15 protein-coding genes and 1 riboswitch are annotated in these 15,450 nt (G+C 61.5%); of the genes, 2 read left to right on the top strand and 13 right to left on the bottom strand.

Features of this window, described 5'->3' with window-relative positions:
* Positions 1-55 precede the first annotated feature (55 nt).
* The 6 genes from cobF to cbiE are packed head-to-tail and all read right to left on the bottom strand — an operon-like array spanning position 56 to position 5,181.
* Entirely contained in the window at positions 56-799 is a 744-nt protein-coding gene (gene cobF, locus ACR0M9_RS04380; protein WP_480504556.1) for a precorrin-6A synthase (deacetylating), read from the bottom strand.
* Positions 792-1,520, bottom strand: coding sequence for a uroporphyrinogen-III C-methyltransferase (gene cobA, locus ACR0M9_RS04375; protein WP_480772915.1), 729 nt, complete (start codon positions 1,518-1,520; stop codon positions 792-794). The genes cobF and cobA overlap by 8 nt, the downstream gene beginning before the upstream one ends.
* Entirely contained in the window at positions 1,517-2,839 is a 1,323-nt protein-coding gene (locus ACR0M9_RS04370; RefSeq protein WP_480485190.1) for a cobyrinic acid a,c-diamide synthase CobB, read from the bottom strand. The genes cobA and ACR0M9_RS04370 overlap by 4 nt, the downstream gene beginning before the upstream one ends.
* Entirely contained in the window at positions 2,826-3,620 is a 795-nt protein-coding gene (gene cobM / locus ACR0M9_RS04365; protein WP_480484231.1) for a precorrin-4 C(11)-methyltransferase, read from the bottom strand. The genes ACR0M9_RS04370 and cobM overlap by 14 nt, the downstream gene beginning before the upstream one ends.
* Positions 3,617-3,985: a cobalamin biosynthesis protein gene (locus tag ACR0M9_RS04360; RefSeq protein WP_480484230.1), complete on the bottom strand. Its 369-nt coding sequence runs from the start codon at positions 3,983-3,985 to the stop codon at positions 3,617-3,619. The genes cobM and ACR0M9_RS04360 overlap by 4 nt, the downstream gene beginning before the upstream one ends.
* Positions 3,982-5,181: a precorrin-6y C5,15-methyltransferase (decarboxylating) subunit CbiE gene (cbiE, locus tag ACR0M9_RS04355; RefSeq protein ID WP_480485191.1), complete on the bottom strand. Its 1,200-nt coding sequence runs from the start codon at positions 5,179-5,181 to the stop codon at positions 3,982-3,984. Before cbiE ends, ACR0M9_RS04360 begins: the two co-directional genes overlap by 4 nt.
* On the opposite strand from cbiE, the gene ACR0M9_RS04350 reads away from it, so the two are divergent.
* Positions 5,180-5,911, top strand: coding sequence for a cobalt-precorrin-6A reductase (locus ACR0M9_RS04350; protein ID WP_480772914.1), 732 nt, complete (start codon positions 5,180-5,182; stop codon positions 5,909-5,911). The genes cbiE and ACR0M9_RS04350 overlap by 2 nt on opposite strands.
* Here ACR0M9_RS04350 and cobJ read toward each other — a convergent pair.
* The 7 genes from cobJ to ACR0M9_RS04315 are packed head-to-tail and all read right to left on the bottom strand — an operon-like array spanning position 5,902 to position 13,866.
* Positions 5,902-6,666, bottom strand: a complete 765-nt coding sequence (gene cobJ, locus ACR0M9_RS04345; protein ID WP_480504566.1) for a precorrin-3B C(17)-methyltransferase — start codon at positions 6,664-6,666, stop codon at positions 5,902-5,904. The two genes, ACR0M9_RS04350 and cobJ, sit on opposite strands and share 10 nt — an antisense overlap.
* On the bottom strand, positions 6,663-7,391 hold the full coding sequence (locus tag ACR0M9_RS04340; RefSeq protein ID WP_480504568.1) for a precorrin-2 C(20)-methyltransferase: 729 nt from the start codon (positions 7,389-7,391) through the stop codon (positions 6,663-6,665). Before ACR0M9_RS04340 ends, cobJ begins: the two co-directional genes overlap by 4 nt.
* The gene (locus tag ACR0M9_RS04335; protein ID WP_480772913.1) at positions 7,388-8,017 is read right to left on the bottom strand and encodes a precorrin-8X methylmutase; all 630 of its coding nucleotides are present in this window, start codon (positions 8,015-8,017) and stop codon (positions 7,388-7,390) included. The genes ACR0M9_RS04340 and ACR0M9_RS04335 overlap by 4 nt, the downstream gene beginning before the upstream one ends.
* On the bottom strand, positions 8,017-9,138 hold the full coding sequence (locus ACR0M9_RS04330; protein WP_480772912.1) for a cobalamin biosynthesis protein CobG: 1,122 nt from the start codon (positions 9,136-9,138) through the stop codon (positions 8,017-8,019). The genes ACR0M9_RS04335 and ACR0M9_RS04330 overlap by 1 nt, the downstream gene beginning before the upstream one ends.
* Positions 9,135-12,428 (bottom strand): cobaltochelatase subunit CobN, encoded by a 3,294-nt coding sequence (gene cobN, locus ACR0M9_RS04325; RefSeq protein ID WP_480772911.1) that lies wholly within the window; start codon positions 12,426-12,428, stop codon positions 9,135-9,137. Before cobN ends, ACR0M9_RS04330 begins: the two co-directional genes overlap by 4 nt.
* A gap of 3 nt (positions 12,429-12,431) precedes the next feature.
* Positions 12,432-13,487, bottom strand: coding sequence for a cobalamin biosynthesis protein CobW (cobW, locus tag ACR0M9_RS04320; RefSeq protein ID WP_480772910.1), 1,056 nt, complete (start codon positions 13,485-13,487; stop codon positions 12,432-12,434).
* A 4-nt stretch (positions 13,488-13,491) separates the two neighbouring features.
* Positions 13,492-13,866 carry a DUF1636 family protein gene (locus ACR0M9_RS04315; RefSeq protein WP_480484221.1) on the bottom strand — a complete coding sequence of 125 codons (375 nt, stop codon included), beginning with the start codon at positions 13,864-13,866 and terminating at the stop codon, positions 13,492-13,494.
* 94 nt (positions 13,867-13,960) lie between these two features.
* Positions 13,961-14,165: riboswitch (cobalamin riboswitch) on the bottom strand.
* Positions 14,166-14,249: 84 nt separating this feature from the next.
* Here ACR0M9_RS04315 and ACR0M9_RS04310 point away from each other — a divergent pair.
* Positions 14,250-15,269: an NAD(P)-dependent oxidoreductase gene (locus ACR0M9_RS04310; RefSeq protein ID WP_480772909.1), complete on the top strand. Its 1,020-nt coding sequence runs from the start codon at positions 14,250-14,252 to the stop codon at positions 15,267-15,269.
* Positions 15,270-15,450: the final 181 nt, after the last annotated feature.

Below are 15,450 nucleotides of genomic sequence, written 5' to 3'. Positions count from 1 at the left end.
GTGCCAGACCTGACCGACCCGCGACATCACAAACCCGTGTTCATGTGCCCGTGCGTTACTTCCGTCGAGCCTTCAATAGGTAGATATCCATGATCCAGCCATGTTCGGCGCGGGCTTTCGCCCGGGTCTCAAGGATATTCTGCGCAACCTCATCCAGCGGGCCACTGATCAGAACCTCTTCTTTCATACCCACATAGGCGCCCCACCAAATGTCATAACTTGCCAAATCAAGGGTTTGGAACGAGCATTCGCCGTCCAGCATCACAGCGACGTTCGAGGCCGCATCAGGCCAGCCTTCATCCCGGATACGACGACCGGTTGTGACAACGTAGGGCGCGCCCAGATCATTGATCGGAATCGCATGGGCGGCGGTCAGCGCCTGCAAGGCGGTGATGCCGGGGATAACCTTGGTATTGGGTTGCGGGTTCAACCGGGCAGCGATGCGCAGTGAGCTGTCATAGAGGGACGGATCCCCCCAAATCAGCAGCGCGACATGCTGCGCCTCTGGATGAGCGGCTATGGCCGCTTGCCAGCGCAGGGCGATGGCGTCGTGCCATTCATCGACACCGCGCAGGTAGCCATCGTCGGCCCGGCGCTGGGGAATATCGAAATAGGCAATCTGCGGCGGCGTTTCGGCGACACGCTCGATGATCGCTTCACGCAGCCCGGCCAGATCAGCCTTGTTTTCCCCCTTGCGTGGAATCAGGATCAAATCCGCCGCCCGGATCGCCTGCGCGCCCTGAAACGTTACATGATCCGGATTGCCGGTACCGATACCGATCAAGCTCAGATCAATCATCGTCGAACTCCGCCAGCGGACCATAAAGGATCAGCGCCGGTGCTTTGCCAATCTCGGTTCTTAGCTGCTCTGCCAGCGCGCCAATCGTGGCGCGTTGCAGCTTTTGCTCGGGGGTCGAGACGGATTCGGCCATAAGCGCCGGAGTATCCAACGGCAATCCTTGCGTGTGCAGGGCTTCGACCAGCAGGGGAAAGGTGCGCTTGCCCATGAAAACGACGGTCGTGGCCTGCGGATCAGCCAGCGCCTTGAGGTTCAGGTCGTCGGGCAACTCACCACTGACGTCATGGCCGGTCACGAACTGGACCCGCCGGGCCGTGAGCCTGCGCGTCAATGGAATGCCTGCGGCCGCTGCCGCTGCCACTGCTGAGGGGACGCCGGGAATAATCTCATAGGCGATTCCGGCTGTGCGCAGGGCGACAAGCTCTTCCTCAAGCCGTCCGAACATACCGCCGTCGCCTGATTTCAGGCGCACCACATGCTGACCGGACTGCGCGTAATCCACCAACAACCGGCTGACATGGCCCTGCTTGGGGGACGGACGACCGGCCCGCTTTCCGACGCCAACCAGATCCGCATCGTCGCGCGCATGGCTCAGGATCGGGCCGCTGCTGAGATCGTCGAACAGGATCGCATCGGCCTTTTGCATCCGGTCCACCGCCTTGAGTGTCAGCAGTTCCGGATCACCGGGGCCAGAGCCGATGAAAGAAACAAAGCCGCTCATGCCGACGCCTCCGCAATCAGGTGAAAGAACGTGCCAGTGACATTGCCACGCAGTGATCCGGTTTGCGGACCTTCTTCCCCTTCGGCGTCAAACACGCGTGCCAATGGGGCGTCCGGTTGATCCACGATCGAGGAATAGTGGAACTCGTGCCCGCGCAAGGCTGCGCCTTTGGCAAAGCCGGGCATGGGGGCCAACAACTCGGCTTTTCTGTAGCCAAGATTGAACTTGCGCTTCTGGTAGGATGTGACGAGCCCCAGCAAGCCGGCCATTTCATGTTGCACGCCGTCCTTGTCGATCAGCGCCTGACCAAGTGCCATGTAGCCGCCGCATTCTCCGTGCACCGGCTTTGTTTCCGCATGTTTTCGCAAACCACTCAGGAAGGTGGTGGCCGCTGCCAATGTTCCGGCGTGCAATTCGGGGTACCCGCCGGGCAGCCAGACCAGATCGGCATCCGCCGCCGGAAGTTCGTTCGCCAAGGGGGAAAAAGGCAAGATCTCGGCACCCGCATCGTGCCACCCCTGCAAAAGGTGGGGGTAGGTAAAGGAAAAGGCGGCATCGCGGGCCAGCGCGATCCGCTGGGCGGGGGGGCGCGGCAGCGCGGCTGACGATGGCCCGCCGGGGCCTGAGGAAGCCGCCCGCTTGATTGCGTCAAGGTCCACATGTTCTCGCAAGAACGCGGCATAACCTACAATGGCGCTTTCCAGATCGGGATGTTCGACCGCCTGAATAAGTCCCAGATGCCGCTCGGGCAGGGTCAAATCACCACGCCGGGGCAGGACGCCCAGAACAGGCAGGCCCGCGCGCTCCATCCCCAGACGGGTCAGGCGTTCATGGCGGGGGCTGGCGCATCGGTTCAGGATCACTCCGGCAAAGGGCAGGTCAGGATTGTACATCCTGAACCCCAGCGCCGTTGCCGCCGCTGATTGTGCCTGCCCGCCCACATCCAACACAAGCACAACGGGCCAGCCCATGCGCAGGGCGGTCTCGGCGCTTGAACCGTGTCCAACTTCGCCGGGCTTTGCGACACCGTCGAACAAACCCATCGAGCCCTCGGCCACCACAATGTCAGCGCCTTCAGCCTGAGCGGAAATAGCGCTGAACAGGGGATCCGTCATTGCCCAGCTGTCCAGATTGAACGAAGCCCGCCCGGCAGCCGCCCGGTGAAAGGCGGGATCGATATAATCCGGCCCGCTTTTAAAGGGTTGCACGGTCAGGCCATCTTCGGCCAGCGCGCGCAAAAGGCCCAGCATGACCGTCGTCTTGCCGGTACCCGAAGATGGTGCTGAAATCAGAATACCCGGAGGGTTAGTCATCACCATGGCTCCAGCTTGACCAAGGGCTGTCGGCACTTTGCGGGCGATAGCGGCGGTCGTAATCTCTGGAATAAAGACAGCTTTCGTCAAATCCCTCACCGGCCAGCGCGGGGCCGACCATGATCAAAGCGGTGCGCGAGATGCTTTCGTCCAGCGACCCTTTCAGGGTTTCCAGCGTTGCGCGGATGATCTTTTCATCCGGCCAGCTTGCGCGATACACAACGGCCACCGGACAATCGGCGCCATAAGCCGGGATCAGGTCTGCGATAACCTTGTCCAGATTGCCGATTGACAGATGAATAGCCAAAGTCGCGCCGGTACGGGCAAAATTCACCAGCGTTTCACCTTCGGGCATGGATGACGCGCGCCCCGGCGTCCGGGTCAGAACCACCGATTGCGCCAGTCCCGGCAGGGTCAGTTCGGCGCCCAGGGCCGCTGCGGCGGCGGCAAAGGATGGTACGCCAGGGGTCACACTGACCGGAATGCCCATTTCTTTAAGGCGGCGGATCTGTTCGCCCATCGCCGACCAGACTGACAAATCGCCCGAATGCAGCCGCGCCACATCCTGACCCGCTTTATGCGCGACTTCGATCTCGGCCATGATCTGGTCCAGATCCATGGGCGCAGTGTTGATGATTTTTGCGTCTTTGGGGCAGTGGCTCAGAATTTCCTCGGGCACCAGTGATCCGGCATATAGGCACACAGGGCACGAGGCGATGATGTCGCGCCCGCGCAATGTCAACAGGTCTGCAGCGCCCGGTCCGGCGCCGATGAAATGAACGGTCATGTTTGTCCTCCGATGGCGATGGCGCAGGTGGCCAGCCGGTCGTCCGAAATGTGTCTGGGTGAAAGCAGCCGCGCGCCGGACCCGGCGGCGGCAAGGGCCGATGCTTCGGCAACGCTGCCGGTGCCATAAGTGGCGCGGCTGCGGTTAGAGCATGTCAGGGTGCGTTGTCCGGCCAAATCGGCAGCCGCCACGAAATGCAGCGGAAGAGCAAGGCTTTCCGCAAAGGCCACCAGCGCAGAGTGGCCGCTTTTGTCGGCAACCGTCGCCAGAGCTTGGACATCATGGCTGGCCGCTGCCGCGTCATAGGCGGCGCGCAAACTGTCTGTCGTCGCGTCTGATGAAAAGCCCAAACCTGCCACGATCATAGCGTCACGCTCCACTGTACGACTGGATAGGCAGCCTTCCAGCCGCGCCGCGGTCCGAGCGGTGCAGAATGTGCCAGTTCGATCCGCAAAAGGTCTCCGCCCAGGTCTTCGTGCCATCGCGCCAACAGGGCTTCGCTTTCCAGCGTTACCGCATTGGCGACCAACCGGGTGCCAGCGGGCAAGGCATCGCGAAGCCACGCCAGCAGGCTAGTGCTGAGCCCACCGCCGATGAAAACCACGTCCGGCAGGGGCAATCCGGCCAGCGCTTCGGGTGCGGTACCGTGGACAACTTGTAACCGATCCTGCCCCAGCGCGTCGGCATTGCGACGAATGCGTTCGGCCCTGTCGGCACGGGGTTCGATACTGGTGGCGGTCATGGTCGGGTCGCACATCAGCCATTCGATGCTGATCGAGCCGGTGCCACCGCCAATGTCCCACAGATGCTCACCTCTCTGTGGCGCCAATGCGGACAGGGTCAGCGCCCGGATCGGGCGTTTGGTGATCTGGCCGTCGGTTTCAAAAAGATCATCTGGCTTGCCCGAGGCCTTGGACAGTCCCCGCCCAGTGCCGGTCACTTCCAACCCGACGCAGACGGGATGATCAAAGGTTCCCAGCAAAGCTTCGGTCAGGCTCACTGTCTGGACGCTTTCACGCGGGCCGCCGAGGGCCTGCATCACATGCAACGCGCTGTCGGCAAATCCGGTTTCGCTAAGATATGTCGCCAGTTCAGCAACTGCCTTGCCGTCACGCAATAGCGCAATGGCATGAAGTCCCGGGGCCAGATGCGGTCGCAATCGGGTCAAAGGCGCAGCGTGCAGGCCAAAGGTCAGCGTGCTTTCCAAAGGCCAGCCCAGCCGCGCAGCGGCCAGCGAAAATGTGGACTGGCCGGGCAGGGCGGTCCACTCGTTGGCATCGAAGTTACGCGCGATGACGGACCCCGCGCCAAACCAGAACGGATCACCTGACGCCAGAACCACCGTCTGCCGTCCGCGCAGGCCTTTCAGGATCGGCAATCCGTCCGAGAACGGCACCGGCCATTCGACGCGCTCAGCCTCGTTTTCCGGCAGCAGCGACAGGTGACGAGGCGGCCCCATGATCACTTCGGCCCGGTCCAGCACTTGACGGCTTGCAGGCGACAGGCCATCAAACCCATCTTCGCCCAATCCCAGAACGGTCAGCCACGGAGTTTCAGACATGCTCAACCTCCTGATTCTTGGCGGCACGACCGAGGCCAACGCTTTGGCCAAAGCTGTTGCGGAACAAGGGATTGCGGCTGTGTATTCTTATGCGGGACGGGTGGAAACCCCGCGTCCGCAGCCGTTGCCGGTGCGAGTTGGCGGGTTTGGCGGCCCGGAAGGTCTGGCCCACTACATCCGTGAAAACGCGATCACCCATGTCGTGGATGCGACCCATCCATTTGCGGCGCAGATGAGCCGGAACGCGATTGAGGCGTGTCACACAACTCAGGTTCCACTGGCCGCCTTGACCCGCGCGGCGTGGAAGCTGCAACCCGGCGATGTCTGGCACCGCGTGCCCGATATCACTGCCGCCGTCGATGCGCTTGCAGGTGATCCGCAGCGTGTGTTCCTGGCTGTCGGGCGTATGCATCTTGAAGACTTTGCAGCCCAGCCCCAGCATCACTACCTGCTGCGTCTGGTGGACGAGCCTGACAGCGTGCCTTTTCCTTTGGCGCAGGTTGTCGTGGCCCGGGGTCCTTTTGCAGAAGCCGATGACTGCGCATTGATGCAGCAACACAGGACGCAACTTGTGGTGTCCAAGAACGCGGGCGGCTTGGGCGCGCGCGCCAAGCTGGACGCAGCGCGGGCGCTGGGCCTGCCAGTGCTTATGATCGAGCGCCCTGTTCTGCCAAAGCGGACCGAGCTTTCGACTGTCGCACAGGTGCTGGACTGGGTGTCTCATCCCTGATCCTCGACCGGGGTGAAGCGTGGCGTATAGACGATCGGCGTGCCTTTGCGTTCGATGACTCGGGTGCGCGACGAACCGACAATAACCACGGTCTGCATATCCGCCATCTCGGGCGTGGCCTCGGCCAGGGTAGAAACCCGGATCACCTCATCCGCTCGTGACACGGCGCGCGCAAACAGGATCACCCGCTCGGGCTCGCATTCTTCGCGTAGGATTTCCAGTGTCTTTACAAAGCCTTCCGGGCGAGACTTCGAGCGGGGATTATAGAAGGCCATCGAAAAATCGGCTTGCGCAGCCAAGCGCAGGCGTTTTTCGATTAGCGTCCAAGGCTTTAGGTTGTCGCTAAGGTTGATGGCGCAGAAATCATGCCCCATCGGAGCGCCCGCGCGGGCAGATGCGGCCAGCATTGCGGTGATCCCCGGCAGCACATCTACCTGAATGTCACGCCATTCTGTTGGGCCATTCTCCAACGCTTCGAACACAGCGGCAGCCATCGCAAACACACCGGGATCGCCCGAGGACACAACAACCACCCGCCTGCCTTCGACGGCCATTTGCAGCGCGTGTTGCGAGCGGTCGATTTCAACCCGGTTATCACTGGCGTGCAGGGTCAGGCCGGGTCGGTCGGCCACGCGGGCTACATAAGGGATGTAGCCCACCACATCGGTGGCGTCGGCCAAAGCCGCTGTAACTTCGGGGGTGACCAGCGTCTCGTCCCCCGGACCAAGGCCTGCGATCTTGACCCAGCCGCTCATGGTCGCCGCCCCTGACCGTGCACAACGATGATCGAGAAATACGGGGTGATCTTCCCGCAGGCTTCGGACAGTTTTGTCACCGTCTGGTTCGGCATTTGCGCATATTCGACAATCCAAGCGCGGTCGTACAACCCCGAGGTTTTCAGTGCGCGTTTTACCTTGTCGATGTTCCGCCCGATTTTCATCACGACCAAAGCATCTGTCTGCGCCATACGTTCAGCCAAAACCTCCTCGGGCAGGGTGCCGACCAGCACGGTCAGCACATCATCGCCCCATGTGATCGGATCGCCCGTGGCCGTCCACGCACCGGACATGCCGGTGATGGCTGGAACAACCTCGACCGGAGCTTCGTCACGCAACCGATTGTAAAGATGCATGAACGAGCCGTAGAAAAATGGATCGCCCTCACACAGGACCACCACATCCTCGCCCTGTTCCGACAGCGTCTTCAGGTGTGCTGTGCACTCTTCATAGAATGTGGCCAGCAACTCGTTATAACGTGGATCGGTGACCGGGATCTCGGTGGTCACAGGGTATTCCATCGGGAATTCAATCGCGCCTTCGGGGATCATCCCGTTGACGATTTTGCGGGCCTGACCGCTGCGACCCGGTTTGCGAAAGAATGCCACATGCTTGGCGTTGCGCAGCAGGCGATCAGCCCGGACGCTCATCAGATCCGGATCGCCGGGGCCAAGGCCCACACCGTATATGGTGCCCATCTTCATTCTGCCCGGCTTGCAATGGCGTTGATGGCCGCCACGGTGATGGCGCTGCCGCCCAGACGACCTTTGACAATGCAGGACGGCACCGGTTGCGCCTGCCATAGCGCATCTTTGGATTCCATCGCTCCGACAAATCCGACCGGGCAGCCGATGATCGCGGCAGGGCGCGGGCAATCCGGGTCTTCCAGCATGTTCAGCAAATGAAACAGCGCGGTGGGCGCATTGCCGATGGCGACCAGCGCGCCCTCCAGATGCGGCCGCCACAATTCCAGCGCAGCGGCGGAACGGGTGTTGCTCATCTCGGCGGCCAGGGGACGCACGCGTTCGTCGTGCAGGGTGCAGATTACCTCGTTGTCGGCAGGAAGACGGAAGCGGGTCACACCTTCGCTGACCATGCGCGCGTCACACAGGATCGCCGCGCCGTTTTCCAGCGCCGTGCGTGCGGTCTGCACAAACCCGGGTGAGAAATGTACAAACTCCTCCAGCCCGACCATGCCGGCGGCGTGGATCATCCGAACGGCGACCTGCTCTTCATCGGCATCAAAGCGGGCCAGATCAGCCTCGGACCGGATGGTGGCAAAGCTTTCCTTGTAGATCGCCGCGCCATCAGTTTCGTATGTATAGGGCATCAGGTGAAGTCCATAGTCATGAGTGTTTCCGGGTCGAGCCCGCGTTGGCTGGGCTCATCCCCCGCGCGGCCCTGTTTGACAAGATCAAATCGCCCGTTGTTGCCGACCACAGTGATGTCGGCCGGGCCCATATGGGCGCATCCCTTGGCGCAGCCCGAGACATGCAGGCGACCGGGAATGCGCCGGGCCAATGCACGGGCGATGTCGCGCGTTTCCACCTGCGCTTGCGGGCAGAACGGCGCGCCGGGGCAGGCGTCGGTTGTCATCATCGGATCGGCTCCGTCAGTGACAAAATCCGGGGCGGGTATCGCCGCCCCGCCTTCCAGCAGGATCAGCCGCCACGGTGTGACACGCAAGGCAGAAGCGCCGCTGGCTTCGATCAGTTCACAAAGCTTGTGCGCAGGCAGCGAGCCGAAAGCCGCGCCGTAGAGAGCACCCAGTTCACAGGGGCCGGGTTGCAGTTTTTCACCGAAAGGACCGGGGGCAAATCCCTGCCATTCCTGTGGCAACGCGTGGGTGACCCGCGCCATGCGACGTGTCTCGGCCGTGTAAGTCTCAGAAAACCACAGGGCCAATGCGATCACGTTGTCAATGGCGTTATCCTCGGTCACAGACCGCCCGGTTTTGCAGCCGTCGGCGCGCAGGATCGGACCGCCGGCACCCAGCTCCAGACGAATATCTGCAGAATCCGAGGCCAACAGGCGCTTCGGGCCTGTATCTATGGCAAAACCAAACTTAGCGGGCAGAGCAGGCAATTCGGCCAGTCGATCAATCAACTCCAGTGTCAGCCGCGCGGTCAAATCGCCCGCCTGATAGAGCGGAGTGACCAGAATATTGCGGCGTACTTCGATGCCGGGTTCCGTATCAAGCAAGTTCAGCGCTGCAAGTTCCACAAGCAACGGCTGGTGGTCGCGCTCATCCACGCCGCGCAGTTGCAGGTTGGCACGATTGGTCAGGTCAATGGTGCCGTTGCCGAACCGTTCAGCCAGTTCGCACAAACCAATAGCCTGCCTGGCACTCAGTCGCGCCAGACGCGGACGGACCCGCACGACCAGCCCGTCGCCTGACATCATCGGGCGATGTGCGCCAGGGCACCAGCCTTGAACGATAGGTGCACTCATCCCAAACCCTCCAAGTCGGCACGGATCGAATTCCGGCGTGTGTTCCAAAGCCCCGCTTCCAGCAATGCACGGAACCTGTCTTGCATGGCCTGATGGGCCTTCGGGTTGGCCTCTTGCAGAAAGGCATCAACGGCCTCATTGCCCAATGTGGCTTCGTGGTAGAGATCAAATAGATGCGGAGCGACGGTTCCGGACAGATGCGCAAAAGAGGCCATGTGATCCAGCGTCGCAGCAATCTCGGCGGCGCCGCGAAAACCATGGCGCTGCATCCCCGCGATCCAGCCAGGGTTGGCAGCACGGGCATGAACGACGCGGCTGATTTCTTCCGGCAGAGTCCGGGCGCGCGGATTATCGGGGTTGGTGTTGTCCAGATGGTAAAGCTGCGCGGATCCGCCGACGAATTTCTTGGCGGCGGCAAAACCGGCCTCATGCGTGGCATAATCGTTGGCCAGCAGCAGGTCAGTTTCCGTCAGATCCTGGAGGTGAACAAAACTGTCGGCCTTGGCGACACGATCCGTGATCCCCGCTTTGTCCTGCGCGATGTGTTCACCTTCCAGCGCGTACGAACTGGCCTCAAGCCATGCCTCCCCGGCTTGGGCGCGCGCCTCGTCCGTATAGGTCTCGGACAGATGGGTCATGTTCAGGCCGTAACTGCCGGGTGCCGGGCCAAACACCCGCGCAGCCGGGGCGTGACCGGCATAGGGGTTCCAGTCGGTCGCTTCGTCACGCTCTGACAATGCCCGAACCGCCTGACCATAGAGGGCTGACAACGTGGGGAACACATCGCGAAACAAGCCCGAAACCCGCAAGGTGACGTCCAGGCGCGGGCGGCTCAGGTCGGTGATGGGCAGCACTTCAATACCCGAAACCCGCTCGGATCCCTTATCCCAAACCGGCTTTACACCCAGCAGGTGCAGGGCCATGGCGAATTCTTCGCCCGCAGTGCGCATGGTGGCCGATCCCCACAGATCGACAATCAGCCCTTTCGGGTAATCGCCTTCCTCCTGCAAGTGCCGCCGTACCAGTTCCTCGGCCAGTTTCACGCCTTGCGTGTAGGCTGCGCGGGTGGGCACAGACCGCGGGTCGGTGGTGAACAGGTTTCGCCCGGTCGGCAGCACGTCAGAGCGGCCCCGATAGGGCGAGCCGGACGGGCCAGCCTCGATCCGCTTGCCAGCCAACGCATTGATCAGTGCCTTGCGTTCGGCATGGGCGGATGGGGCTGGGTCGAAACTGCCGATCACATCCGGAACACGCCCATAGACGTGCAGCCCGTCGCCAAACTGGCTTTCTTTGATATCGCAGACAAAGCGGTCGATGCGCGTGATTGCTTCCGCGGTGCTGGTGGCCTGGTTCAGGCCCAGATCGTGCTCCAGCCCAATGGCTTGCGCCTCATCCCGGATATCTTCCTGCAACCGGTCACGGCGTCTGGGGTCAAGGCCGTCCGCGTTTGAGAACTCGTCCAGCAGGGCTTCCAGTCGCACCATCCGGTCAGGCGTTCCGCTTTCTTTCATGGGGGGCGGGATGTGGCCCAGGGTCACCGCGCCGATCCGGCGCTTGGCCTGCGCGGCCTCACCTGGGTCGTTGACGATGAACGGGTAGATCACCGGCAGGTCACGGATCAGCGCCTCGGGCCAGCAGTCTGCTGATAGGGCGACCGATTTGCCGGGCAGCCATTCCAGTGTGCCATGCGCACCGATATGGATCAGCGCGTCCGCGCCAAGACCTTTGCGCAGCCACAAATAGAAGGCGACATAGCTATGGCGCGGGGTACGCGAAAGGTCGTGATAGTCGTCATCACGCAGTTCGGGTGTTCCGCGCTCTGGTTGCAGTGCGACCAGCGCCTTGCCGCGTCGCAAAGCCGTGAAGTGAAACGCACCCTGAGTGAAAGTTGGGTCTTGCTCAGGATTGCCCCATACGGTGTGCAGATCGGTGCGCAGGGTTTGGGGCAATTCAGCGAGTGCGCTCAGATAATCCTCAAGCGGCCACGATATCCGGGCGTCCAAGAGTGCGTCGGCAACCGGATCGCCAGCCGCGATGTCGTAGCCTTCACCGCAAAGATCAGACAGCATCGCCTCAGCCGAGGCCAGCGCGTCGAGACCAACCGCATGGGCCATTTGCCAGTCTTTGCCGGGATATGTGGACAGTACCAACGCGGGGATCTGGTCTGCCTTGGGTTTGTCATTCAGGGCAAGCCAGCCCGATACCCGATCGATGATCGCCTCGATCCGGTCCGACTCGGCCCGATGCGCAAAACGCGAGTATTCCAAATGCGGATCGCGCTTGCCCGGTTCTTTGAAAGAGACAACGCCTGCCGATATTCGCCCGTCCACTTCGGGCAATACCACATGCATGGCGAGGTCGGCGGGTGACAGGCCGCGTTCGGCCTCCGCCCAGGCCTTGCGTCGCGAGGTGGCGAGAGCGACCTGAAACACCGGCACATCCGCTGCGTCCAGAGGCGACGTGCCGGACGCGCCCTTGCCCGAGAATGAAGTGGCGTTGATGATCGCCGACGGTCGCAAGGCGACGACCTGTTCCCTGAGCCAGTCGGCAGCGGCTGGGGTCTTGAGCGACGGGGCAAACAGACCCACCGCCTGAAGCCCGCGGGCGCGCAGGCTGCGGATCAGGGCCGCGACCGGGGCGGTGTCTGCGGATGTCAGATACGCGCGATAAAAGGTGACAAGGATGCGTTTCGTATCGCTCTGGAATGCGGAACCCACCGGGACGACACCCTGATCTGGACACCACGCACCGCATTCGGGCAGGGTTTTCGCGCCCATCACTGGCCCGGCATAAAGCCCTGCTGCCAAGGCCATCTGGGCCAATGCGGCCTGCGCGGCGACTTCGCCGCCGGTGTCACACAGATGTGCCAGCCGCCTCAGGGTCGAGAGGGGCAGGGTCGAATACTCATCCAACCGAGTGTCTTCACGCCCATCCGCCGGTAAAACGGCTAACGCGATGCCTTTGGCTTGCGCCAGTGCCAGAACCTGTTGCAGCCCGTAAGACCAATAGGGCACGCCACCTATCAGACGGATCAGGATGCCCTTTGCGCCCTCAAGTGTCTGTTCGACATAGGTATCGACGGACAGAGGGTGCTTCAGCGCCGCAAGATTGGCCAGCCGCATCGTGGGCATCCGCCCCTCAGGCCCGCCGCCGCGATGCCAGCCCGCCGCGAAAGCGCCCAGGTCACTGTCGGAAAAGGACAGCACAACCAGATCACCCGGGCTTTGGCCCAGATCGGTTGGGGTCTCGGTTTCCTCGAGCCCGTGGCTTTCGCGAAAGACGACGTGCATGACTTACTCGGCAACCTCGGTCACACCCACGAGGATATCACGGATTTCGGCTTCTTTGATGTCGTCATGCTCGGCAATCACGACCAGGCGCGAGCGGCGCTCTTCACCGGGCTCCCACGGGCGGTCGTATTGGTGACGAACCCGCGCGCCGACAGCCTGAACCAGCAGGCGCATCGGTTTGCCAGCGACGGCGGCATAGCCTTTGACGCGCAGGATATTCAGCTCAGTCGCAAGACGTTCGATTCTGGCTACCAGTTCCGCAGGGTCGGTCTGTTCCGGCAACTCGACGATGATGCTCTCGAAATCGTCATGCTCATGATCGTGATGGCCATCGTGATGTGACGGGCGCGCGTCCATGTCATCTTCGGCGGCAGCCTCAAGGCCAAGCACGACACGTACGTCGACGACACCCTCTGCAACCTCGACGACGGGAAGCGGGCGCGGCGCCTCGGTGGCGATGATCTGTTTGGCTTTCGCGACACCTTCGGGACCTGCCAGATCGGGCTTGGTCAGCAGGATGATATCCGCGCACGAGATTTGATCTTCGAACACCTCGGACAAGGGTGTTTCGTGATCGATCGAGTCATCAGCCAGCCGTTGGGCATCCACCGCTTCAACGTTCGGAGCAAAGCGACCGGCGGCCACAGCCTCGGCATCGGCCAGCGCAATCACGCCATCAACGGTGATTTTCGAACGGATATCAGGCCAATCAAATGCTTTCAGCAGCGGTTTGGGTAGTGCAAGGCCGGATGTTTCGATCAGGATGTGATCCGGGCGCGGTTCCAGCGCCATCAGCGCCTCGATGGTCGGGATGAAGTCATCGGCCACGGTGCAGCAAATGCAGCCGTTTGCCAGTTCCATGATGTTTTCCGCAGGGCAATCCGGTATCGCGCAGGATTTCAGAATGTCGCCATCAACACCCACATCGCCAAACTCGTTAACAACAATCGCAAGACGCTTTCCCTGCGGGTTCTGCATCAGATGGCGCACCAGCGTGGTTTTGCCCGAGCCCAGAAAGCCGGTGATCACGGTGACGGGAAGTTTTTCTAGGTTCGACATGATCTCAGCCTCCAATCGGGGGAATGCGCGAGGCGCAGTTTTTGCGGAAATGTTCAGGACGGTCGCGCCACTTCACCAGACCATCGTCTGTGGCCAGATACTTGGTCACACCATCGATGATGACATCGACGTGATCGACTTCGTTCAGGTTCTCGTAAACAAAGGTCCAGCGATCCGGCCCGCCCCGAAGAACGATGGAACAGCCCTGATCGCAGTTCGAAAGGCATTCGACAGGTTTCAGAATGATGCCATCTGGCAGGGCAGCCTGTTCCAAGGCCTTGTGCAACAATGTGCCGGGACGCTCAGCATCATCCTCGAAGGGCAGACCCCGGCGGCAAGTCGTGCAGACCAGTAATTCTACCGGTGCGGTCTCGGTCATGTCTCTCATCCCCCCAAATCCTCTTCGCGGGGGACGGGGTTTCATGCGGGCACCACGTCTGCACATGGACCCGACACCGGAACACCCCGCCCGGTTTCAACTTCGGGTGTTGGCAGGTCTCCCGGCTTGCGGATGCCAGAGCGGTCGCTCTGTCGGATGTCCCGCCTTCCCGGCACAGGCCAGTGGCATTGGGCATCCTCTCCGGTCACGGTCGCGGGGGCGGCTGCGTTTGGCGGATGAACCGTTGACGCATTCCCTTTTCATCGGCTGTCGCCGACACCAACGACAGGGACATGCGGCACCGCTGACCCGCTTGTCAAGCGGTTCGCGCGCAACAAATAAGCCAAGGTGAAAAAAGCGACCTGTAGGCGTCGTTCGGCGGCATGAAGAACGTGTTCGGTATATGGTCGCATGACGGGAAAACGACGAACTTGGAGATGCGTCATATGAAAGTGGGATTTATCGGTCTGGGTAACGTAGGCGGCAAGCTTTCGGGATCCCTTTTGCGCAACGGCATTGATCTGACTGTGCATGACCTGAACGCGGATCTGGTGGCCGAGTTTGTCGCCAAAGGCGCAAAGGCGGCAGAAGGGCCCGCCCAGTTGATGCGCGATTGCGATGCGGTGATCACCTGTCTGCCGTCTCCGGCAGCATCGGACGCAGTCATGCAGGAGATGTTGCCCGAAGTGGGCCCCGGCAAGATCTGGATGGAGATGTCGACCACGGACGAGGCCGAAGTCAAACACCTGGGTGCCGAAGTCATATCGCGCGGCGGTGCGGCCGTCGATTGCCCGGTTTCTGGCGGGTGCCACCGTGCCGCGACGGGCAATATCTCGATCTTTGCGGGCTGCGACCGGGAAACGTTTGAACGAATTCTGCCGTTCCTGACGACAATGGGCCGCCGGGTTTTGCACACCGGTGAACTGGGCTCGGCGTCGGTGCTGAAAGTGATGACCAACTATCTTGCCACCGCCAACCTGATCACCTGCGCCGAAGCACTGGTTACGGCAAAGGCTGCGGGGATGGATCTGAACACGACCTATGAGGCGATCAAAATCTCGTCCGGCACGTCCTTCGTGCACGAAACCGAAAGTCAGGTCATCCTGAACGGGTCGCGCGATATTTCCTTCACCATGGATCTGGTGAAGAAGGATATCGGTCTGTTTCAGGAGGTCGCCGACCGCGCCGGGGTGCCGCTGGAAATAAACCCGGTGATGATCAGCATCTTTAACGATGGTATCGCGCGCTATGGCGAACGCGAGCTTTCACCAAATATTATCAAACGGCTGGAAGAGGCAACCGGCCTGGATATCACCGCCCCGGGCTTTCCAGCCGAAATGACGGATGATGAGCCGGAAGAGCCGGGATACGAGGTTGTGCCACAAGGGCGCGCCTGTGGGTAAGCCACATACCAGACTACATCGCGCCCCGTGAACGAGCAGGGGTAGGCTGGTGTTCCGAAAAAACACGCCATATCTGGCCCGCAGTTCGACAGAATCGCGGGCCATGAACGTCTGAAAATACCAAGCGTCGCACGCGCGTACTGCGGGGCCAAGTCAGCGATTTGGATGTAGTTGGAGGCGA

It is taken from the genome of Ruegeria sp. CH2, assembly GCF_056537065.1.
Note: the sequence above shows the minus strand (reverse complement) of the source record. Positions and strands in the feature narration are given on the sequence as shown.